The sequence below is a fragment of the Reyranella sp. genome (genome assembly GCF_044224635.1).
Lineage (GTDB): Bacteria > Pseudomonadota > Alphaproteobacteria > Reyranellales > Reyranellaceae > Reyranella.
This window is the reverse complement of the sequence record NZ_JBGAKA010000007.1, coordinates 185,304-211,832: the sequence shown is the minus strand read 5'-3', so window position 1 is coordinate 211,832 and position 26,529 is coordinate 185,304. Positions and strand designations below refer to the sequence as shown.

General features: G+C 67.8%; 19 protein-coding genes and 1 pseudogene. 13 read left to right on the top strand and 7 right to left on the bottom strand.

Annotation, left to right across the window (positions count from 1 at the left end):
* Nucleotides 1-98: 98 nt before the first annotated feature.
* The 4 genes from ACILR9_RS09485 to ACILR9_RS09470 are packed head-to-tail and all read left to right on the top strand — an operon-like array spanning nucleotide 99 to nucleotide 8,279.
* Nucleotides 99-1,625, top strand: coding sequence for a TIGR02677 family protein (locus ACILR9_RS09485; protein ID WP_395709665.1), 1,527 nt, complete (start codon nucleotides 99-101; stop codon nucleotides 1,623-1,625).
* Nucleotides 1,622-2,881, top strand: a complete 1,260-nt coding sequence (locus ACILR9_RS09480) for a TIGR02678 family protein (RefSeq protein WP_395709664.1) — start codon at nucleotides 1,622-1,624, stop codon at nucleotides 2,879-2,881. Before ACILR9_RS09485 ends, ACILR9_RS09480 begins: the two co-directional genes overlap by 4 nt.
* Nucleotides 2,878-7,050: a TIGR02680 family protein gene (locus tag ACILR9_RS09475; RefSeq protein WP_395709663.1), complete on the top strand. Its 4,173-nt coding sequence runs from the start codon at nucleotides 2,878-2,880 to the stop codon at nucleotides 7,048-7,050. Before ACILR9_RS09480 ends, ACILR9_RS09475 begins: the two co-directional genes overlap by 4 nt.
* Nucleotides 7,047-8,279 (top strand): TIGR02679 family protein, encoded by a 1,233-nt coding sequence (locus ACILR9_RS09470; RefSeq protein ID WP_395709662.1) that lies wholly within the window; start codon nucleotides 7,047-7,049, stop codon nucleotides 8,277-8,279. The genes ACILR9_RS09475 and ACILR9_RS09470 overlap by 4 nt, the downstream gene beginning before the upstream one ends.
* A 34-nt stretch (nucleotides 8,280-8,313) precedes the next feature.
* Here ACILR9_RS09470 and ACILR9_RS09465 read toward each other — a convergent pair whose 3' ends face one another.
* The 3 genes from ACILR9_RS09465 to ACILR9_RS09455 form a co-directional block, all read right to left on the bottom strand.
* Nucleotides 8,314-9,030: a 4'-phosphopantetheinyl transferase family protein gene (locus tag ACILR9_RS09465; RefSeq protein WP_395709661.1), complete on the bottom strand. Its 717-nt coding sequence runs from the start codon at nucleotides 9,028-9,030 to the stop codon at nucleotides 8,314-8,316.
* 196 nt (nucleotides 9,031-9,226) lie between these two features.
* Nucleotides 9,227-9,610, bottom strand: a complete 384-nt coding sequence (locus ACILR9_RS09460; RefSeq protein ID WP_395709660.1) for a type II toxin-antitoxin system VapC family toxin — start codon at nucleotides 9,608-9,610, stop codon at nucleotides 9,227-9,229.
* Nucleotides 9,607-9,864, bottom strand: a complete 258-nt coding sequence (locus tag ACILR9_RS09455) for a type II toxin-antitoxin system Phd/YefM family antitoxin (RefSeq protein WP_395709659.1) — start codon at nucleotides 9,862-9,864, stop codon at nucleotides 9,607-9,609. The genes ACILR9_RS09460 and ACILR9_RS09455 overlap by 4 nt, the downstream gene beginning before the upstream one ends.
* A gap of 131 nt (nucleotides 9,865-9,995) precedes the next feature.
* On the opposite strand from ACILR9_RS09455, the gene ACILR9_RS09450 reads away from it, so the two are divergent.
* The 4 genes and pseudogenes from ACILR9_RS09450 to ACILR9_RS09435 all read left to right on the top strand — a co-directional run.
* Nucleotides 9,996-11,384, top strand: a complete 1,389-nt coding sequence (locus ACILR9_RS09450) for an amidase (protein ID WP_395709658.1) — start codon at nucleotides 9,996-9,998, stop codon at nucleotides 11,382-11,384.
* A gap of 22 nt (nucleotides 11,385-11,406) precedes the next feature.
* A complete protein-coding gene (locus ACILR9_RS09445) occupies nucleotides 11,407-12,726 on the top strand; it encodes an amidohydrolase (protein ID WP_395709657.1) in 1,320 nt (439 codons plus the stop codon).
* 156 nt (nucleotides 12,727-12,882) lie between these two features.
* Nucleotides 12,883-14,976: a S9 family peptidase gene (locus tag ACILR9_RS09440; protein ID WP_395709656.1), complete on the top strand. Its 2,094-nt coding sequence runs from the start codon at nucleotides 12,883-12,885 to the stop codon at nucleotides 14,974-14,976.
* Nucleotides 14,977-14,986: 10 nt separating this feature from the next.
* Nucleotides 14,987-15,220 (top strand): annotated as a pseudogene (locus ACILR9_RS09435) (dihydrofolate reductase family protein); the annotation flags it as partial.
* A 106-nt stretch (nucleotides 15,221-15,326) separates the two neighbouring features.
* On the opposite strand, the gene ACILR9_RS09430 reads toward ACILR9_RS09435, so the two are convergent.
* The gene (locus ACILR9_RS09430; protein ID WP_395709655.1) at nucleotides 15,327-17,024 is read right to left on the bottom strand and encodes an amidase family protein; all 1,698 of its coding nucleotides are present in this window, start codon (nucleotides 17,022-17,024) and stop codon (nucleotides 15,327-15,329) included.
* Nucleotides 17,025-17,261: 237 nt separating this feature from the next.
* Nucleotides 17,262-17,768 (bottom strand): CBS domain-containing protein, encoded by a 507-nt coding sequence (locus tag ACILR9_RS09425; protein WP_395709654.1) that lies wholly within the window; start codon nucleotides 17,766-17,768, stop codon nucleotides 17,262-17,264.
* 429 nt (nucleotides 17,769-18,197) lie between these two features.
* Between ACILR9_RS09425 and ACILR9_RS09420 the strand changes: the two genes are divergently transcribed.
* The 5 genes from ACILR9_RS09420 to ACILR9_RS09400 all read left to right on the top strand — a co-directional run bounded on the left by ACILR9_RS09420 (nucleotide 18,198) and on the right by ACILR9_RS09400 (nucleotide 24,066).
* A complete protein-coding gene (locus tag ACILR9_RS09420) occupies nucleotides 18,198-18,815 on the top strand; it encodes a TRAP transporter small permease subunit (RefSeq protein ID WP_395709653.1) in 618 nt (205 codons plus the stop codon).
* Nucleotides 18,812-20,119 carry a TRAP transporter large permease gene (locus ACILR9_RS09415; RefSeq protein ID WP_395709652.1) on the top strand — a complete coding sequence of 436 codons (1,308 nt, stop codon included), beginning with the start codon at nucleotides 18,812-18,814 and terminating at the stop codon, nucleotides 20,117-20,119. Before ACILR9_RS09420 ends, ACILR9_RS09415 begins: the two co-directional genes overlap by 4 nt.
* 17 nt (nucleotides 20,120-20,136) lie before the next feature.
* Nucleotides 20,137-21,162, top strand: coding sequence for a TRAP transporter substrate-binding protein DctP (gene dctP, locus ACILR9_RS09410; protein ID WP_395709651.1), 1,026 nt, complete (start codon nucleotides 20,137-20,139; stop codon nucleotides 21,160-21,162).
* Nucleotides 21,163-21,479: 317 nt separating this feature from the next.
* Complete coding sequence (locus ACILR9_RS09405; RefSeq protein WP_395709650.1) at nucleotides 21,480-22,529, top strand: Dyp-type peroxidase; 1,050 nt, start codon at nucleotides 21,480-21,482, stop codon at nucleotides 22,527-22,529.
* A 205-nt stretch (nucleotides 22,530-22,734) separates the two neighbouring features.
* Nucleotides 22,735-24,066 (top strand): NAD(P)/FAD-dependent oxidoreductase, encoded by a 1,332-nt coding sequence (locus tag ACILR9_RS09400; RefSeq protein WP_395709649.1) that lies wholly within the window; start codon nucleotides 22,735-22,737, stop codon nucleotides 24,064-24,066.
* Nucleotides 24,067-24,070: 4 nt separating this feature from the next.
* Here ACILR9_RS09400 and ACILR9_RS09395 read toward each other — a convergent pair whose 3' ends face one another.
* Both ACILR9_RS09395 and ACILR9_RS09390 read right to left on the bottom strand, forming a co-directional pair.
* Nucleotides 24,071-24,979: an LLM class flavin-dependent oxidoreductase gene (locus ACILR9_RS09395; RefSeq protein ID WP_395709648.1), complete on the bottom strand. Its 909-nt coding sequence runs from the start codon at nucleotides 24,977-24,979 to the stop codon at nucleotides 24,071-24,073.
* A 183-nt stretch (nucleotides 24,980-25,162) separates the two neighbouring features.
* A complete protein-coding gene (locus ACILR9_RS09390) occupies nucleotides 25,163-26,521 on the bottom strand; it encodes an MmgE/PrpD family protein (RefSeq protein WP_395709647.1) in 1,359 nt (452 codons plus the stop codon).
* Nucleotides 26,522-26,529 lie beyond the last annotated feature (8 nt).

Here is a 26,529-nt window from a genome sequence, read left to right as displayed (position 1 = left end):
CGAGCGGCCCGGTGCAAGCGGGCGTCACCGGACCGTGGCTTGACGCGCTGCCAGAACAAAGAGAAAACAGCCCGGAAACCCATTGCCACCTGCATTGCATGCACATCACGAGCGAATCGGCGGAGCTGTTTCGTCATCTAAGCGCGGAAAAGGCCGCGTTCTACCGCTGCATCATGGACGTGTTCGCAGCGGCGAAGCGGCAGTATCGCCTGCAACTCCGGCCGGACGAGGTCCTGGCCGAGGCCGACTGGGCAGGCACTCCGGCGCGCATCGAGGATGTCAGCGCAGCCCTGACCCAGCTCACGGCCTGGGGCAACCTCGAATCGCATCCTGACACTGCCCGGGTCTCGACCCTCAACGACTTCTACCGCGCGCGCTTCCTCTACCGGCTGTCGCATGGCGGCGAGGCCGTGGAATCCGCCTTGGCCGTCTTCGTACAGACGCTCCAGCGCCGCGCGGAACTGCAGACGGTGGCGCTCGAGGACATCGCCAGCCGTCTGCAGGCGCTTCAGGCCCTTGTCTCCGAGCCCGAGACGGACGTCGCCAAGACCCACGCGACCCTGCGCGACCTCGTGCGCGTGTTCGAGAGCCTGGCCGAGAACGCACAGGCCTTCATGGCGAGCGTGGCGCGCAGCATCGAGCTGCAGCAGGCCGAGGCGACAGCAGTGGCCAGCTACAAGCGGCGGCTGATCGAGTACCTCGAGCGCTTCATCGGCGATCTCGTTCGCCGGTCCAATGCCATCGCCCGCTGCATCATCGACCTCGAGCCGCACGTCGACGCCTTGCTGACCCGCATCGCCGAACGTGAAGCGCGCGATGCGGCACCCGGCGATCCGGGCGAGCAGGCCGACGCCCGGCTGGGCTACCGGCTGGCCTGGCAGGAACGGTGGAAGGGGCTGCGCGGCTGGTTTCTCAGCACCGGCCACGAGCCGCCCCAGGCCGAGCTGTTGCGGGCGCGTGCCCGATCGGCCATCCCGCAGCTCCTGGCGGCGATTGCGGCCCTCAACGAACGGCGCAGCGGCCGCAGCGACCGCTCGGCAGATTTCCGCGTGCTTGCGACCTGGTTTGCCGCCTGCAGCGACGACGGCGAGGCGCATCGCCTTGCGCGCGCCGCCTTCGCGCTCAACCCGGCTCGCCATTTCCTGTTCGACACCGACGCCGACGCAGGCACCGACGTACCGGCCAGCATGTCGTGGTCCGACGCGCCGCCGCTGCGGATTCATCCGCGCCTGCGGGAGTACGGCGAAGCGGCTGCGCGCGGACCCTTGCCGCGCGTCAAGGATCGCAGCGGCGACCGCGCCCGCCTGGCGCGGCATCTGGTCGAGGAGGCGCGCCAGGTCGAGGCCGCTCGCCGGCGACTTGCCACGGGCAAACCGGCGAGGCTTTCGCAGCTCAGCGATCTCGACAGGCATGCCTTCGGCCTGTTCCTGGGACTGCTGGGCGAAGCGTTGACCGAGCAGGCCGGGCCGGATGCTCCGGTCGATCGGTTGACGGGCGACGGAACGCTGCATGTTCGGCTGGCGCCGCTCGCGCCCGAGTCGCGCGCCGAGATCGCGACGCCGGACGGCATCTTCGCCGGACGTGATCACGTCATCACCATCACGCCGACCGGAGACGCGAGGTGACCTCCGATCGCATCGCAGACAGCCGCGCCATCGGCGAGCAACAACGGCGCTTCCAGCGCGAGGAGTTCCGCGGCTCCGTGCGGGCCTTGCTGATGAACCCATTGATGAACCCGGCGCACGAGGAGTTCGCCGCCGTCCGCCGCCAGGCCGAGGCCTTGCGCGACTGGTTCGCTCGCGAGACCGGCTGGGCCTTGCAGGTCGAACGCGACGGCGCGCGCCTCTACAAGAGGCCCGCCACCCTCGACGACGCGACCCGCGGTCTTCCCGGCTACGATCGCCGGCGCTACGTGCTGCTGTGCCTCGCCTGCGCGGTGCTCGAGCGTGCCGATCCGCAGATCACCTTGCGGTTGCTGGGCGAGAAATTGCCGGAGCTGGCCACCGACCCGGCGCTCGTGGCGCTTGGCTTCACCTTCACCCTCGAGACGCAGCATGCCCGACGCGAGCTGGTCGCCGTTTGCCGCACGCTGCTGGGTCTCGGCGTGCTGCAACGGGTCGCCGGCGACGAGGAAGCCTTCATCCAGGCCGGCGATCAGGCGGATGCGCTCTACGACGTGCAGCGCCGGCTGCTCGCCGGATTGCTGGCGGCGGTGCGCGGTCCCTCGACCTGGGCGCCGGAGCAGGCGCCCCGATCGCTCGATCGGCGCTTGCGCTCTCTCGTCGAGGAGCATGTGCCGGACAGCGAGGAAGGCCGCCGCACGGCCCTGCGCCACGCGCTCGCCCGGCGGCTTCTCGACGATCCCGTGATCTATCTCGACCAGCTCGAGCCGGATTCCCGCGGCTATTTCGTCAATCAGCGCGGCGCCATGGCCTCCCGCCTGTGCGACGCCACCGGCCTCGTCGCCGAGCAGCGGGCGGAGGGTGTGGCCCTGGCCGATGAAGCGGGCTCGCTCACCGATGTCGCCATGCCTGCCGAGGGAACCGAGGCGCACGCCACTTTGCTGGTCGCCGAGTTCCTCGCGACGCGCCAGCGGCAGCAGCGGAAGTCCGGCGCCGCGACAGCCGATGCCGCCCAGGTCGTCGCCGAGCAGGAGGTCGTGGCGTTCCTGGGCGACGCCAAGCAGCGCTTCGGCCGCTATTGGCGCAAGTCGGCCCGCGAGCCAGGCGGCGAGCGCGAGCTCGCCTTCCTGGCTCTCGACCGCCTCGAGAAGCTGCAGCTCGTCGAGCACTTTTCCGGTTTGGTCCGGCCCCGGCCGGCTCTGTCCCGATTTGCGCTCGGCGAGGCGGAGATCCGCGACACGCGCACGGTGCCCGCATGAACGAGGAGGTGGCTCTGCTCGATTGGGCGTTGCCGAAGCCCGCCCTGCCGACACCGACGCGGGAGCGCTGGCAGCCGCTTCGCCTGGGCCTGGTCGAGCTGTTTCACTACGACAGCGAGGAATTCTGGTTTCGCGACGGCCACCTGCTGCTGCGCGGCAACAACGGAACGGGCAAGTCGAAGGTATTGTCGCTGACCCTGCCCTTCCTGCTCGATGCCCAGCTCAAGCCGTCGCGCATCGAGCCGGATGGCGACAGCGGCAAGCGGATGGCCTGGAACCTGCTGATGAACAGCTATCCCAGGCGCATGGGCTATGCCTGGATCGAGTTCGGCCGCCGCGCCGCGGACGGCACTGCCCGCTACCTTTCCCTGGGCGCCGGCCTGTCGGCGACGGCCAGCCGGCCGCAGGTGGACAGCTGGTTCTTCATCCTCGAGGACAGCGACCGTCCGGCGCGCATCAACAGCGACGTCTGGCTGACCAGCCCGCAGCGCGTGGTGCTCACCAAGGAACGGTTGCGCGATCTTCTCGAGGGCCGCGGCCAGGTCTTCGACTCGGCGAAGGACTACCGTCGCGCCGTGGACGAGCGGCTGCTCCATCTCGGCACCAGACGCTACGAAGCGCTGATGGACACGCTAATCCAGCTTCGCCAACCGCAGCTCTCGCGCAAGCCCGATGAAACCGCCCTGTCGAATGCCTTGACGGAGGCCTTGCCGCCGCTTGCCCCGGAGCTGCTCGCCGACGTCGCCCAAGCTCTCGGTCAGCTGGAGGAGGATCGCCGCCAGCTCGAGGAGTTTCAGGCCCTGGCGCAGGCCGTCGACCGGTTCGAGCAGCGCTATCGGGTCTATGCCGGCACGCAAAGTCGCCGCCAGGCGCGAGTCCTCCGCCAGGCCCAGACGGATTTCGACAACGCCAGCCGGGCGCGGGGCGAGGCGCAGGCCCATCTCGAAGCGACGACGCAGGAGGAAGGACGCGCCCGGTCGCTTCGCGACCAAGCCGAGATCGATCTCGCCGGCGCGCGTGCGCGCCATGAAGCCCTGCAGCTTCATCCGACGATGCAGGACGCGAGCCGTCTCGACCAGGCGGAGAAGGAGGCGAAGGCGCGACGGGAATCCTCGAGCACGGCGGACGCGGCGCGACACGAAGCCGAGCGGCGCTTGTCCGCCAGCGTCGACGATACCGGTCATGCCGCGCAGCGGGCCGAACGCGCCGAGCAGACGTGGTCGCGGCTACGCCTCGAGGCGGCGGGACACGCCGAAGCCGCCGGCGTCGCCGTCGCCCATGCGGCGCATCCCTTCGCTGGCTTCGATCGTGCCGCTCTGGTCGGCCTCGACTCGCGAAGCTTCGACGCCGCCGACCGCGAGCTGCGCGCAGTCGTCGCCGGCCGGCGCGAGCAGGTCGGCTTGCTCCGCGAGCGTCATGCCGAGGCGGGCAAGGCGGAAGCCCGGTACATGCAAAGCCGCACGCAACGCGACGAGCGGCAGCTGGACGCCGATGCCGCCGAGTCGCGCCGTCACGACGCGGATGCCGAGGTAGAACGCGCCGGACGGGTGGCGGTCGAGCAGTGGCAACGTCATCTGGAAGGGCTGCAGATCCTGTCGGTCGATCCGGATGCCGCGGCGGCCGCCCTCGATGCGTTGGCCGACTGGGTGGTCGGCCCGACGAGCGACAATCCGGCGCGCCAGGCGCTGCAGTACGCTCAGCTACGAGCTACCGAGCGGCTGGCCGGGCGCCATGCCGAGCTTGCGAGCCGTCGGCAGGACCTCGAACGCGAGATCGCGACTCTCGAGGATGAGCGCGCCCGTCTCGAAGCGGGCGTCGACGCGAGCCCGCCGCCGCCCTACACCCGCAGCCCGGACGCGCGCAGCGTTCGCATGGGTGCGCCGCTCTGGCAGCTCGTCGACTTTCGCCAGCCGGTGACCGCGGCCGAGCGCGCCGGGCTCGAAGCGGCACTCGAAGCCTCCGGCCTGCTCGATGCCTGGGTTACGCCGGACGGCTGCGTCCAGACCGCCGGCGGCGAGGCGATCCCACACGACATCCAGCTGCAGGCACGCGGCCGGCGGACCGCCTCACTCGCCGACTGGTTGATGGCTTCCGTGCCGAGCGGCAACCCGGTGGCGGCCGGTGTCGTCGCGCAGGTGCTGTCGAGCATCGCCTGTTCGCTCGATGATCCGTCCGAAGCCGAAGCCTGGGTCTCGCCCGACGGCCGCTTCCGCCTCGCTGGATTGGCCGGCGCCTGGGCCAAGCCCGCCGCAGCCTATGTCGGGCATGCGGCCCGTGCCGCTGCGCGGGCGCGCCGGCTCGCTGAGATTGCCGACGGCCTCGCCGTGCTCGGGCACGACTTGGCCGACGTGCAGGCCCTGGCCGAGGAGCTCGCCCTGGATCGCCGGCGCGCCGACGATGAATGGCGGCGCGCGCCGGCCGACGATGACCTCAAGCACGCCCATATCGTCGCGGCCAACCGTGCCGCGGAGCTCCTGCTTGCCCGAGAGAGATTCGCCGAGGCCGACGGTCGCTGCCGCGACGCCGAAGCGGCCGTGCGTGCCGCACGCCAGCAGCTGGTGCGCGACGCCGCCGACCTGCGTCTTCCCGATGAGCTGGCATCCCTGCCGCCCGTCGAGATCGCGCTCGACCACTATCGCGATGTGCTGGTTCAGCTCGTGCAGGCGAGTCACGAGCTGCGCCTTGCGGTGCCTGAGCTGCAGCGACGGCAAGACCGCGAGGACGAAGCACGCGAGGACCTGGGTCGCGCAGAATACCGCCTCGGCCTCGCCCTCGGCGAAGCCGAGGAAGCGACAGCCCGCTTCGAGGCGGTACGCGAGGCGGTAGGCGCCGAGGTCGAGGCGCTGCAACGGCGCCTTGCCGACGCGCGCCTCGAGATGAACGGCTGCGACGGCGCCTTGCGACGGGCCAATGCGGCCCTCCACGCCGCCGGCGCGGCCCACGCCGTCGCGAAGGAGAAGGCGGATGCCGCCGAGTCGCTGCTGCAGCAGCGCGCCGACCAGCGATCCCACGCCGTGTCGCGCTGGCAGCTGTTCGTGGCCACCGGCCTGTTTGCAGCGGCGCTGCCGCAGATGGAGCTGCCCAGCCAAGCCGCGCCGTGGACCATCGATCCTGCACTGACCCTGGCGCGGCGGGCTGAACAGGCGCTCGCCGGCCTGCCAGACGACGACGACAGCTGGACCCGCGTGCAGCGCCAGGCGAACGAAGGATTTGCCGAGCTGCAGCGCGCCCTGAGCGCGCTCGCGCACCAGACGATGGCCGACCATGGCGACTGGGGGTTCGTCGTCCACATCGTTTATCAGAACCGGCCCGAACGCCCCGACCGACTCGCCGCGCTGCTGAACGAGGAGATCGTGCAGCGCAGCGAGCTGCTCACCGCCAAGGAGCGCGCCATCCTGGAGAACCACCTGCAGGCCGAGATCGCCTCCGAGATCCAGCGCCTGCTGCAGGGAGCGGAACGCCAGCGCGATTCGATAAACAAGGAGCTGCACAAGCGTCCGACCAGCACCGGCGTGCGCTTCCGCCTGATGTGGCAAACGCTGAGCGAGGATGAAGGCGCGCCCGTCGGACTCGAGGCGGCGCGCAAGCGCCTGCTCAACACCAGCGCCGACCTGTGGTCGGCCGAGGATCGCAGTGTCGTCGGCGCAATGCTGCAGCAATGCATCGCCGCCGAGCGCGAGCGCTCCGAGGCCATCGGCGGCAGGGGCGGCAGCCTGCTCGATCAGCTCGCCGCGGCGCTCGACTACCGGCGGTGGCACCGCTTTCGGGTCGAGCGCTGGCAGGACGGCAGCTGGCGCAAGCTGTCGGGCCCCGCCTCCAGCGGTGAGCGCGCCCTCGGGCTCACGGTGCCGCTGTTCGCGGCAGTGGCCAGCTTCTACAGCCAGGGCGCACATGCTCTGGCGCCGCGCCTGATGCTGCTCGACGAGGCCTTCGCCGGCATCGACGATGCCGCGCGCGCCCATTGCATGGCGCTGATCCGCGAGTTCGACCTCGATTTCGTCATCACCAGCGAGCGCGAATGGGGCTGCTATGCCGAGCTGCCGGGCGTGGCGATCTGCCAGCTGCAGCGGCGCGAAGGCATCGACGCGATCTTCGTCTCGCGCTGGAGCTGGGACGGCAAAGCAAGGACGCTCGAAACCGATCCCGACCGCCGGTATGCACCGGCATGAGCGACGCCGGCGACGTGCGGTTGCAGCGCCTGCTCGGCGGCGATCGGCTCGCTGCGCTGCGCCTTCGCCTGCGGCGCCGCTTCGAGCGTGCGATGCCCGGCCAGCCGGTCGAGCACGTCCGGATCGCCGGGCTCGACGCCCGGGAACATGCAGCCCTGGCCTCGCTGATCGGGCGTCCGCAGCGCCATTTCAGTTCCCTCTCAATCGACGTCCGAATGCTCGACGCCTCGCTTCGTCGCGCCGGTATCGCCGACTCCTTGCGTGATGCGCTGGAGCGCCTCGACGGACCGATCCTCGACTTGGCTGCCTCCCGGCAGCGCCTGCAGGCCCAATGGGCAGACCTGATCACGGATTGCCGTCACCCTGGCCTCGCCGCGCTGCTGCGGACGCCAGCCAGCCTCGGCCTGTTGAAGCGCCTGGTGCGCCAGGATCCGGCGGCAGCCGCACGATTGTGCCGTCAGGCCGAAGCGGTGCTGCAGCGCTTGCCGGCCAAGGGACAGGCCCGATCGCACCTGGCGGCCGAGATCCTTGGCGATGCCCACGCCCTCGACGATGGCCAACCCGTGGCAACTCTCGTCCTCGCCGTGCAGCGCCGAAGCATCGCGCCGACGGACGATGTCGATCCGCCAACGACCGCAGAGCGGGCGCGTGACATCTGGGCGGCTGCAGGCATCCTGGTCAATGAGCTTGCGCGACCCGCCCTGTTTCTGAACCTTGTGACCGAGGATAGGGACGACCGGACACTTGGCGAGCCGTCGTTCATTTCCCTGCGCGCGCTCGTGCGCACTCCTCGGCATTGGAGGCTCGGAGGCCGCGATGTCCACGTCTGCGAGAATCCGAATCTGGTCGCCATCGCCGCAGACCGTCTCGGTGCGAGGTGCCGCCCCCTGGTCTGCACCGACGGTATGCCGGCGGCCGCGCAGCGGACCCTCCTGACGCAGCTCGCCCGCGCCGGCGCCCGCCTGCTCTACCACGGCGACTTCGACTGGCCGGGCGTGACCATTGCCAACACGGTCCTGCGCGACCATGGCGCACTGCCGTGGCGGCTCGGCGCCGCGGACTATCTGGCGGCGATTCGCGGAGCGACGGCCGACCGGCAGCCGCTCGCCGCCGGACAGGTCAGGGCAAGCTGGGACGAGGCCTTGACGGCCGCCATGGAGCAGCACCGGGTTGCCATTGCCGAAGAGTCGCTGGCGGAGTCGTTGCTTCGCGACCTCGAGGAGCGATAGAGCGACCAGGGCGAGGGACGGAAATAGCCCCATGTCAGAACGCGACGCGGAAGATGCGGCTGCACAGGCGAAGGCTGGATGACCCCGATTCCGCCGGGTTCGACCTGATCGCCACGGCCGCCGGCAAACCGGCGACCGGCTCCAGGCACCAGAGGCGATACTGGCCGGCAATCTGCGACGATCCGCCGACCTTGACGTCCAGGCAATCCATCGTCGGATCGACCGCGACCTCGCACCAGTCGAGCTCGAACGCCAAGCCGACGCCAGCCGCCTTGACCATCGCTTCCTTGCGGGTCCAGCAGGCATAGAAGCCCCGCGTGCGGAAGCCGGCAGGAAGGGCGTCGAGCTCTCTGTTCTCCCGCGCGGTGAAGGTCCTGCGGGCGACCGCGTCGAGGTCCGCCAGATCGCGGATCGCCTCGATATCGACGCCGATGTCCACCCCGCGCACGACACCCAGCATCGCCCATCGATCCGAATGCGACAGGTTGAAGCGCAGGTCTGTGCCTTCGGCCAAGGCTGGCTTGCCATGGGCGCCATAGGCGAAGCGCACAAAGCGCGCCTCCTGCCCCAGGTAGCCCCCGAGCACGGCCCGCAACGCCCCGCGCCCGACGCGAAACCGATCCTGGTGCTGGCGCCGGATGAACCGTGCGGCGCGCTCGCGTTCGTCATCCTGCAGCAGCGCGTCGAACGGTTCTGGCGCCTGGTCGAGATCGATCAGCCACAGCTGCACTTGGTCCGCTTGCAGGTGCACCTTTCCAACGCCTCCTTACCTGTTCCGTGCTCCGCGCCTGCACGCCCGGCAAGTCCCATCATCGCGGCCCGAGCCGAACGCAGGACCTCGCACCCGCGCGACAAGCCTCCTTCCTGCCCTGATCTGTCCTGAACCCTGGCATCGGTCGCCTGCCCATCCGATCCGTCCTTTCCGCTTCTCGGAGGTGATCTCGCTTTCAAAGAACGCTGCCGATATCCGTCCTCGAAAAGCCATTGCCGATGAAAAGGAGGCGGCAATCGTGTTCCTTTGCCACCGCGTAGGCAAAGCAATCGCCGAGGTTGAGTGCCGCCGGACTCAGCTCCTTGCCCCAACGTTCGTAGGCCTCGGCGATACGCCCCGCCGCTGCGGCCGTGATCGTGACGACCTCCAGGCCGAGGCCGTTGATTAGCCCCGTCATTTCCGCGCCGACATTGCGCCGTCGCGCGACGATCAGCGCCTCGGCTACCGTCCCCGCGGAAATCAGGATCTCACTCTCGGACGCGAGCGCCGCAATGCAGGCGCCCGCTTGGGGTTCGTCCAGCACGATTGCCATCAGGGCCGACGTATCGACGGCTATCATCCGGGCAGTCCGTCATCGCCGTAGAGAAAATCCTGGCTGCGCGCCGCCGATGGTCCAACGGTGGCCTTGGCACGGCCGGAGGCTCGCGCCGCTTCGAGCAACGTTTTGCGAGACTCTCCATCCACAGCCGTCTTTATCGGAACCAAGCGCACAGCGGCCTGCCCATGTCGGGTCAAAATGACCTCATCGCCGGCTTCGGCCCGGCGAACCAATTCGGTCAATTGGGCTTTGGCCTCGCTTACGGAGATTCGCACGGCCTCCTCGCATTCTCTTTTGGACCATTCAATAGTCCAATAATCCCTGCTTGAACAGGAGCAACGATCAACATTTTTCTGTCCCTGCAATCGCGGAGAGCGAACAAGGGCCGCGTGCTAGGCTGCCTGCCATGACCCCATACTCCGAGTACAAGCCCCTCACCTTCCATGACGCTGCGCGTCGCTTCACCGACGGCAACGACAATCCGCGCGCCTACCTGGAGCGCTGTCTCGAGACCATCGCGGCGCGCGAGCCGGTGGTGAAGGCGCTCACCGCCATCAACGAGCCGGGTGCCCGCGCCGCCGCCGACGCCAGCACCGCTCGCTGGAAGGCCGGCAAGCCCCTGTCGTCGATCGACGGCATGCCGGTCGGCATCAAGGATCTGCTCGAGACCAGGGACATGCCCACCGAGATGGGCTGCGCGGCGATGAAGGGGAACTTCCCCAAGCGCGACAATGCCGGCGTGTGGGCGCTCCGACAGGCGGGCGCTGTGATCCTCGCCAAGACCGTGACGGCCGAGCTCGGCGGCTCGCATCCCGGGCCGACCACCAACCCGTTCGATCCGGCGCGCACGCCGGGCGGTTCGTCGTCCGGGTCGGCGGCCGCTGTCGGCGCCAATATGGTGCCGATGGCGATCGGCACGCAGGTCGGCGGGTCGATCATCCGGCCGGCCGCCTATTGCGGCAACTTCGCGCTCAAGCCGACGCAGGGCGGCATCAACCGCGGCGAGCGGCTCGCCACCAGCCAGAGCACGCACGGCCCGCACGCCAACTCGCTCGAGGACATGTGGCATTCCGCCATCGAGATGGCCAAGCGCTGCGGCGGCGATCGCGGCGCATTGGGACTGATGGGTCCCGATACGCTTCCCGCCGCGCACAAGCCCGACCGGCTGATCGTGCTGGAGACCGAAGGTTGGCCCGACCTCGATGCAGCCACCAAGACCGGCTTCGCCCAGCTCCTTCGTGCACTCGAGGCAGCCGGCGTCAGCCTGATCCGCCGCGCCGATCACCCGTTCGTCGAGGCGCTGGAGCGGACGATCGCCAGCAGCCGCGCCGTCTGCAACGGCATCACCAGCTGGGAGAACCGCTGGTACCAGCGCGGCATGCTGGACGCCGCGCCCGACGGCTTGAGCGCCCGCGCCAAAGCGACCGTGCTCAGGGCCGAGGCGATGACGCCCGACGACTACCGCGCCAACCTGCTGGCCCGCCAGCAGGCGCAGCTCGCGCATGCCGCCGTGGCCTCGCTGGCCGACGGCGCGATCACGCTCGCGTGCCCCGGCCCGGCACCGCTGTGGTCGGGCGACGTGCCGGGCCAGCCACCGGCGCCACGACCGACCGGCGACTTCGTGTTCAATGCGCCCTCCTCGATGCTGTTCGCGCCGGTCGTGACGGTGCCGCTGATGAGCGTCGGCGGCCTGCCGGTCGGCGTGCAGGTCATGGGCCAGCAGCACGAGGACGCCCGCGTGACCGGCCTCGCCCGCTGGTTCACCGAAAACATCAAACGCATCGCCACCGCCTGAACCAGACGCGCCGGAGAGCCGCATGATCGCCCTCAGGTCCCGTCTGGTGCTCGCCATCGCCTGTCTTGGGCTGGGGCAAGGGGCAAATGCCGCTGATCTCGCAGCCAGCAAGGCGGCCATCGAGCGCAGCCTCGATGCGCAGTACCCGCACATCGAGGCGCTCTACAAGGACATCCACGCTCATCCCGAGCTCGGTTTCCAGGAAACGCGCACGGCGGCGAGGCTCGCCGCCGAGATGCGGACGCTGGGCTTCGAGGTCACCGAGGGCGTCGCCAAGACCGGCATCGTGGCGCTCTACCGTAACGGGCCGGGACCGACCGTCATGGTGCGCACCGAGCTCGATGCGCTGCCGCTCCTCGAGAAGACCGGCCTGCCCTACGCCAGCACGTTCAAGCAACTGCTGCGCGGCGCCGAGACGCCGGTCATGCACGCCTGCGGCCATGACATCCACATGGCAGCATGGGTCGCCGCCGCCAAGGTGCTGCTGGACATGAAGGACCAGTGGAACGGCACCCTGATGTTCATCGGGCAGCCGGCCGAGGAAGGCGGTGGCGGCGCCAAGGCGATGGTGGCCGACGGGTTGTTCACGCGTTTCCCAAAGCCGGACTATGGCTTCGCCCTGCACGTCGGGCCGGGTCCGTTCGGCTACGTGAGCTACAAGCCCGGCGTCATCAACTCGACCGCCGACAGCTTCTCGATCACCTTCACCGGCAAGGGCGGGCACGGCGCGCGGCCGCACACCACGATCGACCCGGTGATGATGGCGGCGCGCTTCATCGTCGAGGTGCAGAGCGTGATCAGCCGCGAGAAGGATGCCAACCGGTTCGGGGTCGTCACGGTGGGCGCAGTGCAGGCGGGCAACGCCGGCAACGTCATTCCCGACACGGCGACCTTGCGCGGCACGATCCGCTCCTACGATGAGCCGACCCGCGCCAAGCTGATCCAGGGCGTCGAGCGCACCGCCAGGGCGACGGCGATGATGTCGGGCGCCGCCGAGCCGGAGATCACGATGGTCGGCAGTGCCAAGGCGGTGATCAACGACGCGGCGCTGACGCAGCGCAGCGGTGCGGCGCTGAAGGCGGCGTTTGGCGACAAGGCGCGGCTGATGCCCGAGCCCGGCTCGGCCAGCGAAGACTATTCGGAGTTCGTCATGGCCGGCGTGCCGTCCTTCTATTTCGGCATCGGCGGCCTCGATCCCAGGCAAATGGCCGAGGCGGCCGCCAAGAGGATCCCGGTGCCGGGCAACCACTCGCCCGAGTTTGCTCCAGTCCCCGGGCCCACAATCCGCACCGGCGTCCAGGCCATGGCGCTGGTGGTGCTCGAGGTGCTGCAGAAGAGGTAGCGGCGACAAGAACGCTGTGCCGAGGGCGCGCCACTCCAGTGGCGCGAGCATCGTCGATCACAAAGAAGACGCGTGACTGGAGGCGCGCGCACCCAACGGCCTCCCCCTTTCTTGGCGAGGCAATTGAGTACCTCGTGCTCCCATAGAGGCGACGACATGGACAGTTCTCTGCAAACCCCGCCCCTCGCCCCCAAACGCCCGTTGGTGCGTACGTTCCATGGCATCGCGCTCGCCGACGACTATGCCTGGCTGAAGGATGCGAACTGGCAGCAGGTGCTGCGTGATCCGTCGCTGCTCGATCCTGCCATTCGCGCCTACCTCGAGGCGGAGAACCATTATGCTGAGGCGGTGCTGCGGCCGACCGAGGCGCTACGGAAGATCCTAGTTGCCGAGATGCGCGGGCGGATCAAGGAAGACGATTCCAGCGTGCCGCAGCCCGATGGACCGTTCGCCTACCTGTCGCGCTATCGCGACGGCGGCCAGCATCCGCTGATCGGCCGCACGCCGCGCGACGGTGGCGACGCAACCACCCTGCTCGACGGCGACGCGCTCGCCACCAGCTCGGCCTACTTCAAGTTCGGCGGCACACGGCATTCGCCGGACCACCGGCTCGAGGCCTGGAGCGCCGACGTCCGCGGCTCCGAGTACTACACGGTGCGCGTACGCAGCTGGCAGACCGGAGAGGATCTGGGCGATGTCCTCGAGCAGACCTCGGGCGGCGTCGTCTGGGGCCTCGACTCAACGTTCTTCTACTATGTCGGGGTCGACGAGAATCACCGGCCGCTGAAGGTCTACCGCCATCGCCTGGGCAGCGCGCAGAGAGACGATGTCCTTGTCTACGAAGAGCCGAACGTCGGTTGGTTCGCGCGGGTCGAGGAAAGTGCCAGCGGCCGCTACTGCGTCATCGCCACCGGCGATCACGACACCTCGGAGAACTGGCTGATCGATCTCTCGCAGCCCGACGCCGTGCCGCGCCTGGTGACCGCGCGCGAGACCGGCATTCGCTACGGCGTATACGATCGCGGCGACGAGCTTTTCATCCACACCAACGACGGCGACGCCATCGACTATCGCATCGCGACGGCGCCGATCGCATCGCCCGAACGCAGCCATTGGCGCCCGCTGATCCCCCATCGGCCGGGCGTCTACATCGTGAGCGTGGCGCTCTACGCCGGATACCTGGTGCGGCTGGAGCGCGCCAACGCGCTGCCGGCGATCGTCATTCGCCGGCTCGCCGACGGCAGCGAGCATTCGATAGAGTTCGACGAAGCGGCCTACTCGCTCGACATCATCGATGGCTACGAGTTCAACACCACATGGCTGCGCTTCGCCTACTCCTCGATGACCACGCCAGCCGAGACCTACGACTACGAGATGGCAAGCCGACAGCGCATCCTGCGCAAGCGGCAGGCAATCCCGTCGGGCCACGATCCCGCCGCTTATGTCACGAGGCGCCTGCTGGCGACAGCGCACGACGGGGCCGAGGTGCCCGTATCCATCCTGCACCGGCGCGACGTCGCGCCCGGCGAGATGACGCCGCTGCTGCTTTACGGCTACGGCTCCTACGGCATGGCGATGCCGGCATCGTTCGCCGCCAATCGCCTGTCGCTGGTCGACCGCGGCTTCGTCTACGCCATCGCCCACATCCGCGGCGGCGCCGACAAGGGCTGGGGCTGGTACCTCGACGGCAAGCGCGAGAAGAAGACCAACACGTTCGCCGATTTCGAAGCGGTCGCGCGAACCCTGATCGCCGAACGCTACACCGCGGCCGGACGCATCGTGGCGCACGGCGGCAGCGCCGGCGGCATGCTGATGGGCGCCATCGCCAATCGCGCTCCCGAGCTGTTCGCCGGCATCATCGCCGAGGTGCCGTTCGTCGACGTGCTGAACACCATGCTCGACGACACGCTGCCGCTCACGCCGCCCGAATGGCCGGAATGGGGCAATCCGATCACCGACGAAGCGGCGTTCCGGTACATCGCCTCCTACTCGCCCTACGACAATGTCGCGGCGCAACGCTATCCGGCCATCCTGGCGATGGCGGGGCTGACCGACCCGCGCGTCACCTACTGGGAACCGGCCAAATGGATCGCCCGTCTGCGCGCCACGATGACCGGCGGCGGCCCGATCGTTCTGCGCACCAATATGGGCGCCGGCCACGGCGGCGCCGCCGGCCGGTTCGACCGGTTGAGCGAGGTGGCGATCGCCTACGCCTTCGCGCTGCAGGTGGTGAAGCAGATCCCGGGTTGAACTTTGGAAGGCAAACCTGGTTGACGAGTTCAGCGTGCTGATGTTCCCGGTCATGCTCGGCAAGGGCAAGCGCCTGTTCGGCGACGGGGCAACCCCGTCGGCGCTGAAGCTGCTCAAATCGCAGGCCTACCCGACCGGCGTGATCGTGGCCAGCTACAAGCCCGATGGCGCAGTCAAGATCGGCAGCTTCCAGCTTGCCGAGCCGACCGAGGCCGAACTCGAGCGTCGACGCAAGCTGACCTGAGGCGGATCGACCATTCTCTTCCGGGCCGCGGGCGTCTGGCTCGCGCAAGCCCGTGAGCGAGCCAGACGCTCGCGGTCCGGAAAAGGCCGATCTCCCGACTGCTGCACTACAGCGCCGGCAGGCCCGCTGGCATGCGCCGCGCGTTCGAGGCCTGCTCGTAGGCGTAGGCCAGGCGCAGCAGCCTGGCCTCGCTCCACGCCTGACCGGCGAAGGTGAGGCCGAGCGGAAAGTTCGGCGTCTCCTTGTCGCCGACGCGGTTGATGAAGCCTGCCGGCACCAAGACGCTCGGATAGCCTGCCTTGGCGGCGATGGCGGCACCCACGTTGGCAGGAAACACCACGGCGTCGAGCGCGTGCTGGCTCATGTAGGCGTCGAGCCCGCGCTCCTTGGCGGACAGCAGGTCCATGGCGCGCGCCGAGCGGTACTCGAGCTCCGACAAGTCGCCGCGCGTCGCCTCGGCGGCGAGGAAGAGATCCTGGCCGAAGCGCAGCGCCTTGTCGGCATTGGCTTGGTTGAAGGCGATGATGTCGGCCATCGTCTTCATGTCGGTGCCGACCGCCCAGTCGCGCAGGTAGAGATTGAGGTCGCGCTTGAGCTCATAGAGGAAGACGATCGGCGGCATGGCCGCGCTGCCCTTGCCGCGGCTGAGCGGGTTGCGGTTGAGCACGCCCATGGTCGTGCCGGGACCGCCGATCCAGCCCGCCGTGGGCATACTGGCGCGCACGAGGATGGCGCCGCAATCCTGCAGGACCTCGAGCGCCTTCGTCATCACCGCTTTGGAAGGAGCGGGCAGCCGGCCGAAATAGACGTCGTTCAGCGGATCGGCGGGATCGCTCGGCACCCCAATCCGCGCGCCCTTCAGGCCATCCTTGTCGAGGTCCCTGGTGTAGTCGTCCGGCCGCTGCAGCGGCTCGGTCGCGGGATCGAGCGGATCGCGGGCCGCCAGCACATTCAGCAGGATCGCCGCGTCGCGCACGGTGCGGGTGAGCGGCCCGGCCGTGTCCTGGCTGTGCGAGATCGGCAGGATGCCCGCACGGCTGATCAGCCCGACTGTGGGCTTCACGGTAACCACGCCGTTCTGCGTCGCCGGACTGAGCAGCGAGCCCGACGTCTCGGTGCCGATCGCCGCAGCACAGAGGCCAGCCGCGACGGCGACGGCGGAGCCCGAGCTCGAGCCGCCCGGCAGCACGACCGGAATGCCGCGATCGTCGAGCAACGTCGTCGAATAGGGGTTCTTCACCTGCCCGCCCAGCGAGCTGTAGCCCGACGGCATGTCGATCGCGATGATGTTGGCGAACTCGGTGAGGTTCGCCTTGCCCAGGATCACCGCCCCTGCCGCGCGCAGCTGCTTGATGACCGTGGCGTCATCCTTGGCGTGCGCGCCTTCGAGCGCGAGCGAACCCGCTGTCGTGTGTTGCTTGTCGCCGGTGGCGATGTTGTCCTTGACCAGGATCGGCACGCCGGCGAGCGGCAGGCGCGCCGACGGCTTGACGGCATCGAGACCGGCGGCGATCGACAGGGCGTCGGGATTGATTTGGCGGACGGAGGCAAGACCGGGGCCGGCGCGGTCGTAGCCCTCTATCCGGGCTATGTAGGCGCGAGCGAGGCTGCCGGCGGTGGTCTTGCCGTCTGCGAGCGCCAGTTGGACGTCGGCAAGCGAGGCGTTCTCGACCGCCAAGCCCTCTTGCGCTTCGGCTTGCCCTGATGCCATGGCACCGATCGTGACGGGAAGCACGGCGAGAGTGCGTCGCGTGAGCTGGCCGCGTCGATCGCGCACCTCTTCTGGTTCTTCCGGCTTCGCCATCCTGTTCTCCGGCGCGTGTGGAAGCCAAGCATACCAGAGAGCGGACGCGCGAGCTGCCGGCGACGATTGCGACCTTGTCGCCACTGGCGGACATCGTGTTCCTCCCTCCACGAGCCAACTCTGCGGCTTGCTCCGGGAGCAGACGATCCGGTCAACGGCACCTATACGTCGGTATGCCTGAGAGGGCCGCCGGCGCCCCAGGCCCGCAGCGGCCGATCCTCCAGTCGCCGAGGTTGATCACCCGCGCGGCAAGTCGGCATCGGGCCCGTAGTAGTCTGGCCACGAGCCATACCGGTTGGACGCCTGACGGCGGCGACGCGCCCGATCGGGCTCGGCGGGCGACGAGATCAATCGCAAGGTATCTTCTGTCCCCTCGGCCAGGTCGTTCGCCAAGTCGCCGAGGGAAATCATGCCCGCAGGGCGCTTGCGGCCGTCCACCACCGGCAGACGGCGAATCTGCCGCCGTCCCATTTCCTGTTCGATCGCTTCGATGGAATCGTCCTCGAAGCACCAGCACACGTCGTCCGTCATCACCGCATGCACCGGCGTGAGGTCGGGCCGCATGCCGTCAGCCGTGGCCCGCACCGTGATGTCGCGATCAGTAATGATGCCGACCAGACGCTTGCCGTCGCACACCGGCAACGCGCCGACATTGAGATCATCCATCATGCAGGCCGCTTCGCGCACGGGAGCGTCCGGATGGACGGTAACAACATTTCTGGTCATGACTTCGCCTGCACGCATAGGGTCCTCCTTTCGATGGGTCGGATCGGGGCGGATTTGTGCCCTGGCGACCGCGTCCGTTGTAGGAAGCAGCCATCGCTCGATTGGTTGCCGTCCGGTGTTTGCGTTCGCTCAAGACGGGCAGGTCTCTGGATCAAATCCGCCGCGAAACCACCGCCCTCCGTCCACGTTGGTTGGGGCTCGAATCCGAACGAAATGCGTCGGGCGTGGCACCTTGATGGGCCTCGCGCACTTCACCCAGACTGGCACGAATCATCAGGCATCCAGCCTTCCCCGCGAGCGACGGGGTTGATCGGCATGGGCGGGCCAGCGTAACGTTTGCCTGGAAGCGGGATCGATGGTGGTCCGGTCGAGTGATCCCACGCCGCCTCTGGGAAGGGACGACAGATGGGATCGCGCGCGTGCGGCGCCGGTCGGGGCCGGCGCTGAATGGCTGTCGGCGGACCTGCGCAATCATCTCCACTATTCCTGCGGCGGGCCGATGCGGCACTGTCGCGCCTCGAGGACGGCAGCAACCTGGTGGCCGCTCTCGCCATCTTCTTCCTGATGTTCGTCGGCGTGGCCCAGATCATCGGCCGCACCCTCTTCGACTTCGCCATCTACGGCTATATCGACTGGATCGAGCAGGCGTCGTCGTTGTTCGCTTTCCTGGGCATCGCCTATGCCCAGCGCCTGGGCAGCCATATCGGCATGGACCTGACGATGTCGTGGCGGCCGGCGGCGCGCTGGCGGATCGAGCTGTTCGGCGTCGTCATGGCGATGATCATCATCACCCTGCTGGTCTATGCCAGTTTCACCAACTTCCTGCGGGCCTGGCAGATCGGCGATTCGACCATGGACATCCGCCTGCCGACCTGGCCAGCCAAGCTGATGGTACCGCTGGCGCTCGCCATGCTGTGGCTGCGCCTGGCGCTGCAGATCTGCGGCTACGTCCGCATGATCGCCCATCCGAAGGCCGAGCCGGTCGCGGTGCCCAAGCTGATCACGCTGGAAACCCAGGTGCAGGATGAAATCGCCGATGCGCTCGGCCGGGAGCAGCCGCGATGATCGAGTTCGACCCCCTGACCATCGGCGGCATTGGCGTCGCCGCCCTGCTGGCGCTGTGCTTCGCCGGCGTGCGCTTCGCCTTCGCCGGGGCGCTGGTCGGCACCGCAGGCCTGGTGTGGCTGATCGGCTGGGATGCCGGGATTCGCACCGCCGGCATCGCCCCCTACACCGCCGGCGCCAACTACACGCTGTCGGTCCTGCCGATGTTCATCCTGATCGGCTATCTCGCCTACTACGCCGGCATCACCCAGAGCGCCTTCGAGGCGGCGCGCCGCTGGTTCGGCTGGCTGCCGGGCGGCCTCGCCACCGGCACCATCTTCGCGGTCGCCGGCTTCTCGGCGGTATCCGGTGCGAGCAGCGCCGCCGCGGCCGTGTTCGCCAAGGTGGCGATCCCGGAGATGCTGCGCGCGAAGTACGACAAGCGCCTGGCCGCGGGCGTCTGCGCCGCCGGCGCCACGCTCGATTCGCTGATCCCGCCCAGCACCTTGCTGGTGGTCTACGGCATCATCACCGAGCAGTCGATCGGCAAGCTGCTGGTCGCGGGCTTCGTGCCGGGCATCGTGTCGGCCCTGATCTACGCCCTCATCGTCACTTGGCGCTGCTGGCGGCAGCCCGAGCTCGGCCCGCGCATCACCGGCTACACCTGGCCGCAACGCGTCAAGTCCCTGCCCGCGACCACGCCGATCTTCCTGGTCATCCTGATCATCTTCCTCAGCATGTATTTCGGCTGGGCGACGCCGACCGAGGCCGGCGCGCTCGGCGCCTTCGCCGTGTTCGGTTTCGCCCTCAGGGAGGGCATCAATCGCGGCGAGCTGCGCCAGTGCCTGCTCGATTCGGCCAAGCTCACGGTCATGATATTCACGGTGATCTGGGGCGTGCTGATCTTCGTGCGCTTCCTCGGCTTCTCGGGCATGCCGGAGGCGGTGTCGCGCTGGGTGACCGACCTCGACATGCCGCCGCTCGCCATCCTGCTGGCGATCTACCTGCTGTATTTCGTCCTGGGTACGGTGCTCGAGGGCATCGGCATGTTCCTGCTCACCCTGCCCGTCGTCTTCCCGGTGATCATGTCGCTGGGTTACGACCCGATCTGGTTCGGCATCGTGCTGGTCAAGCTCTCCGGCATCGCCTCGCTGTCGCCGCCGGTCGGCCTCGTGGTGTTCGTGGTGAACGGCGTGCGACCCGACATCCCCGTGCGCGACATCTTCAAGGGCATCTGGCCCTTCATCTTCGCCGACATCATCACGCTGGGTGTGCTGACCGCGTTTCCCGAGATCGTCACTTTCATTCTCGAGAGCACGGATTGACAAGGGAGGAAATCGTCATGAAGCGTAGATCGTTACTGTCGAGTAGTCTCGGGTTCGCGGCGCTGGCCGCGGCTCCGGCCAAGGCGGCGGACAAAGTCACCTGGAATTGGGCGCTGTACGGCCCGCCACGCGCGGTGACCGTGTGCATGGAGCACCTGGCCAAGGTCGCCAAGGAGAAGAGCGGCGGCAACTTCATCATCAACCTGAAGTACAACGAGCAACTCGGCGACGCGAAGGACATGCTCGACGGCCTGAAGGTCGAGGCCTTCCAGGGCGCTTTCGTTGCGTTCTCGTACGCACCGGCAAAGACTCCGATGCAGGGCGTGCTCGACATGCCCTTCCTGCCCATTCCCGATCTGGTCACCTCGCACAAGGTCCAGGACGCCTACCAAGCCTGGAAACCGGTGGCCGACGAGCTGGCCAAGTGGAATGCTTGGCACTTCATGACAGTCCTGCTGCCGCAATACGAGTTCATGGGCACCGGCAAGCCGCCGCGCAACCTCGAGGACTGGAAGGGCATGCGCGTGCGTGCGCTCGGCGGTCTGGGCGATGCCATGAAGCTCCTGGGTGCGATCCCGACCTCGGTATCGGCGCCGGAAGTCTATACCGCACTCGAACGAGGCATGTTCCAGGCGGCGTCCTTCCCCTTCGCCTACAGCTTCACTGCCTACAAGCTGCACGAGGTGTCGAAGTGGTACACGCTCGGCATGCAGCTCGGCATCATCCACAACTCGCTGGTGCTGAGCCAGACGGCGTGGAAAGCCCTGCCCGACGAGTACAAGAAGATCCTGGAAGAGGCCAAGGCCGAAGCCTACCGGCTTCAGATCGCGGCCTACGAGGAGGCGGACAAGAAGTCGATTCCGCAGTTCGAGAAGCGCAAGCTCGAGGTCATCAAGGTCATGCCCGACATGCGCGAGAAGCTGATCTCCACCGCGGGACGGGTCGTGTGGGATCAGTGGGCAGCCGACGCCGAAAAGAAGGGCTTGCCCGGCAAGGAAGCACTCGAGATGGTCCTCTCGCTCGCCAAGAAGGCCACGAACTGACGGCTGTCTTGCAGCCCCGCCCGCGGTCCAATAGGACGTGTGGGGGACACCACAAGCAAGAAACAGAGCAAGGGTCCCTCGCTGCGCTCGGGATGGCGCCGAATCTGCCATCCGAGCGCCGCGAGCGACCTTTCAGCGGTGCACGACCCGGAAAATCGCTTGCCCCCAGGTTTCGCCGCTGCGGGTCGGCTCCTGAGCCTGCAGGCAGCTCCTGTGGGGCCTCGATTTGCCACCACCTGGCACATCGGTTTGCCCTTGGCGCCGGACCAACGCAAAATATCGACTGCCCACCGAACACAGCCGTATGGAGCGCCGCGTTGCCGTCCACGATCTCCCAACCGGTCGCCGCGTCGCTGACGCGCGCTGCCATCTTCCTCGTCGTCACCATCAACGACGGGACGGAACACGAGGCCACGGCCCGCGGCCTGTGCGGCGATCTGGCCGGCTTGGTGCGCTCGGTCGGCTTCCGCGATCCCGACTCGCGCCTGTCCTGCATCATGGCGATCGGCTCGGATGCGTGGGATCGGCTGTTCGGGGCGCCGAGACCCAAGGAGCTTCACCCGTTCCGCGAGATCCGCGGCCAGCATCACGCCGTCGCGACGCCTGGCGACCTCCTCTTCCATATCCGATCCATGCGCATGGACCTCTGCTTCGAGCTGGCGGCACAGATCATGGTCAAGCTCAATGGCGCCGTCTCGACAGCCGACGAAGTGCACGGCTTCCAGTATTTCGACGACCGCGACCTGCTGGGCTTCGTCGACGGCACGGAGAATCCCGTCGACCAGGCGGCGCTCGACGCCACCCTGATCGGCGACGAGGATGCGGCGTTCGCCGGCGGCAGCTACGTCATCGTGCAGAAGTACCTGCACGACCTGAAAGCGTGGAACGCGGTACCGGTCGAGGAACAGGAGAAGATGGTCGGCCGGACCAAGCTCTCCGACATCGAGCTCGACGACGCCGTGAAGCCGACCTCGGCGCACAATGCCCTGACCATCATCGAAGAGAACGGCGAGGAGCTGAAGATCGTGCGCGCCAACATGCCGTTCGGCGAGGTCGGCAAGGGCGAGTTCGGCACCTATTTCTGCGGCTATGCCCGCTCACCGCGCCGGACCGAACAGATGCTCGAGAACATGTTCGTCGGCCGGCCGCCAGGCAACTACGACCGGCTGCTGGATTTCAGCCGCGCCGTCACCGGCACGCTGTTCTTCGTGCCGACGGCGAACTTCCTGGAAGATGTCGTTGCCGAAGCCGCGGCATCTCCTGCTGCCCAGTCTGCCGCGGGCGCCGCCGGAGATGCGGGTGCCCCTGAGTCGCCGCCCTCTCAGCCCGATAGCTCACTCGGCATCGGCTCGCTGAGGAAGGAGTAAGACGCATCGAATCCTTCTCGCTAACGGGTCTCTGCGTCAGGCGGGACCCGGTGGCGTCGATGGCAGGTTCGGCGAAGGTGACCGCGGTATGACCATCCCTGGAGAGGTCGCTCGCCGCGAACACACCGGCTATGGCCAGGACCGCGACCGCATTGCCGCCAGATATGCGACAACTGGCTGAAAATCCGCTCGGATGCTTGCACAAATGACGGACCTGCTCATCTCCGATTTCAGCAACACGCCCTATTGGTGGGAAGCGGCGCCGCTGACCACGGCCGCGGGCGGAACGCTCGCACAGGCGTACGACGTGGTCATCGTCGGATCGGGCTACACGGGATTGCGCGCCGCGCTCACGCTGGCGCGGGCTGGACGCAGCGTTGCGGTATTCGACAAGGAACGCCCAGGCTACGGCGCGTCGCGCCGCAATGCCGGATTCCTGGGCCGCACCCTGAAGAAGGCCTACATCGACCTGAAAGCGGCAAAGGGCGCGGCATACGCCACCGCGATCTATCGCGACCTCGCGACCGCCTACGAAAGCACGTTGGCCTTCATCGAGGAAGAAGGCATCGACTGCCATGCCGTGCGCTGCGGCCGTCTGATCGCGGCGACGTCGCCCGCCCACTATGCCGTACTGGAGCGTGAGCTGACCGGCATGCAGGCCGACCTTGGATTGCCGTTCTCGATGGTGTCACGCGCCCGGCTGCGCGAGGAGATGGCCAGCGACCTCTACGATGGCGGTGCGGTCATTCCCGATCTCGGATCGCTGCATCCGGGTCTCTATCACCACGGCCTGATGACGCGTGCGTTGGCGGCCGGCGTCGCGCTCTTCGGCGAGTCCGCGGTGACCGCTGTCGAGCCCGCGGCTGCCGGCCATGGCGCGCGCTTTCGCGTGACCACCGCCGTCGGACAGATGCGCGCGCGGGACGTGGTAATCGCCACCAATGGCTACACGCCCAAGAGCCTTCCCTGGCATGCACGCCGCGTCATTCCCTTCGTCGGCTACATGGCGGCCACCGAGCCGCTCCCGCCGGCGCTCCTGGAGAAGCAGCTGCCGCACCGGCGCACGGTGATCGATTCCAATCTCGACATCGATTTCTTCCGGCCGGCCCCCGATTCGCCGCGCCTGCTGTTCGGCGGCGCCACTGCCAACGGTCTGGACGATCCCGCCGCCATCGCCGCCCTCCTGCATGGTCGTCTCAGGCGCGCCCTGCCCGATCTCGCCGACGTCAAGCTCAGCCATGTCTGGACAGGCCAATGCGCAGGGACCTTCGACATGATGCCGCATATCGGCTGCCACGACGGCATCTGGTACGGCATGGGCTACAACTTCGCCGGCGTCCCGATGGGCTCGTTCTTCGGGCTGAAGATCGCGCAGAGGATTCTCGGCCTGCCGGATGCGCCATGCGCTTTCGAATCGGCCGCGTTTCCCACGCTGCCGCTTTATCGCGGCAATCCCTGGTTCCTGCCGATCGCCATGCGCTACTTCGCCTGGAAGGACGCGAGCCTCGCGCGACGGAGTCCGGCAACGCGCGCCTGAGGCGTCACTTGTAGGCCGCTCTCAAGCCTGGCAGCACGTTGCGCGCGATTCGCTCGAACATCGGCGTCTGCTGCTCGAGAATAGGATAGTAGAAACCCACCTCGGAGATGCCGAGCGCGATCACCTGCTCGACCATCTGCCGGAACGTTTCCTCGGACTCGTAGTATTTGATCGTGCCGCCGCTCGACCGGGCGGTCGGATCGAACATCAGATAGGAGCGTCGCAGGCTCGCCGGGTCACGCCCGACCGCGGCGCACCGCTTGTCGATTGCCGCCACGCGACGCCGCGTCTCGTCAAGCTGGGCCTCGAAGGTCTTGGCGAAGCTGATGCTGTTCCAGATGTCGGCGTGCCGCGCGGCGTGGCCCAGCATGACCGGCCCCATCGCCGCGATGATGATGGGCGGACGCGGCGACTGCACGGGCCGGGGACGCAGGGCTGCCGCATCGACCTTGTAGAAGCGGCCCTGAAACGACGTCTCTTCCTGCGACAGCAGCCGTTCGACGACCTCGACATACTCGCCAAAGCGCGCAACCCGTTCCTTCGCATCCCAATTCTCGATGCCCATCATGCGATACGAGGGGTCGATTTCCAGCCCGGTGCCGAGCCCGACGTCGAGCCGGCCGCCGGAAATGTGATCCGCCGTGAGCGCCTGCAGCGCAAACAAGACGGGGTTGCGCAAAGGAATCTGGGCGACCAGCGTCGCCAGTCGAATGCGTGTCGTCGCCTGGGCAATGGCGGAAAGCTGCGACCACAGCTCGAACCAGGGACCCTTTCCACCAGCCCAATCGACGAGATGATCGGCGAGGCCGACTGAATCGAAACCAAGCTCCTCGACCTGCCGGCAGCGCCGCAACAGCTCGGGCCACGGCACGTTCGGCAGCACGAGGACGGAAAATCGGAGTTGCTTGGGCACCGCTGTCTCCCCAGTCGAAGCGCGAGGCTGCACCTTATACGTTCTGCTCGCTCCCCTCCCCAGCAAAGCTGGGGAGGTGTCGACATCATACGGCGATGGAAGGGTCATGAATCTTGAGCCCATGACCCCTCCGCCCCGTATGACGGGGCACCTCCGCAGCTTTGCTGGGGAGGAGAATGAACGTCACAACGACAACCCGTCCATGAAAGCGCGAAAGTCCTCGATCTTCTCCAATTGCATCAGCCCGTCGAACAGCACCTGCGTCGCCGATCTCGTCCACACGGCTTCCCCGAGCTCGAAGAATTTCCCGCGCAGCTCCGCGGCCGTGTGCGGGCGGGTCGGCTCGCCCTTGGTGACGATACAATGACCTTCGAAGATGCTTCCGTCGCGCATGACGGCGCGGATCGACACCGGCTGCTCGGCCGGATAGCGCGCCGTGAACGAAGGATCCTCCTGCAGCTCGACGCGCCGGGCGAGATTCTGGATCGCGGGATTGGCCACGGCCGCGTCGTCGAAGCCCGCCAGCCCGGAGCGGCCGCGCACGACGATGCTCGCCAGGGCGAAGGGCACGGAAAAGCGCGCGCCGAAGCTCGTCTTCACGTTCTTCTCCTGGAGCATGGCGGCGAGCATGTAGGCACGCACGTCCAGGCGCGTGATCGCCGTCGGGTCGAGCCGCCTGCCCGGCACCTTCTCCAAGAGATCCTCGAGCGCATCGATCGCCGAATGGACATAGCGCCCGGTCGGATGAAGCTTGAAATAGCTTCTCGTGATCAGCCACTCGGCGCCCAGGTCGCGCACGACGCGCGCGGTATCGAAACGATCCGACAGGATCTTGCCGTAGATCGCCGAGACGCTGTCGATCTCGCCGGTAAAGCCGCACGCCACCAGCCGGGCCGCCATCGTGCCCATGTAGCCGGAATGTCCCGTATAGATGTTTCGCACGGTCGCGCCATCGAGCAGCGTCTGCCGGCTGGTCGTCATGCCCATCGTGGCCGACACGTTGATCAGCTCGAGCATCTTGCGCGCATCGAAGCCCATCAGCTTGCCGACGGCGAGCGCCGCACCGATCACTCCGTAGGTGCCGTGCGGATGCACGGCGAGCTTGACCTCGGCGGCGCGGTGAATGCGCGATGAGACTTCGTATCCCAGGGCGACGGCGACCAGCAGGTCTGCGCCGCTCGCTCGACGCTCCTGAGCGGCGGCGACCGCCGCCGGCACGACCTGGATGCCAGGATGCCCTTTGGCGAAGAGATTGCCCTCGTCCAGCTCGAGCCAGGTACCGGCAGTGCCGTTGAGCAGCGCGGCATCGATCGGCAGGGCCCTGCGCCCTGCGCCGAAGACCCACGCCGTGCCGGGTGGCAGCCCTGCAAGATGAGTCTCGATCAGCGCCTTCATTTCCGGCATCTGCATGCCGGCGGCGATGACCGGGATGCTGTCTGCGATGATCCATCGCGCACGGTCGATGACCTGCGGAGGGAGCGTCGCAAGCGACGAATCGCTGCAGAAGGCAGCAAGCTTCTTCAGATATGCCGGACGATCCATGACACTCC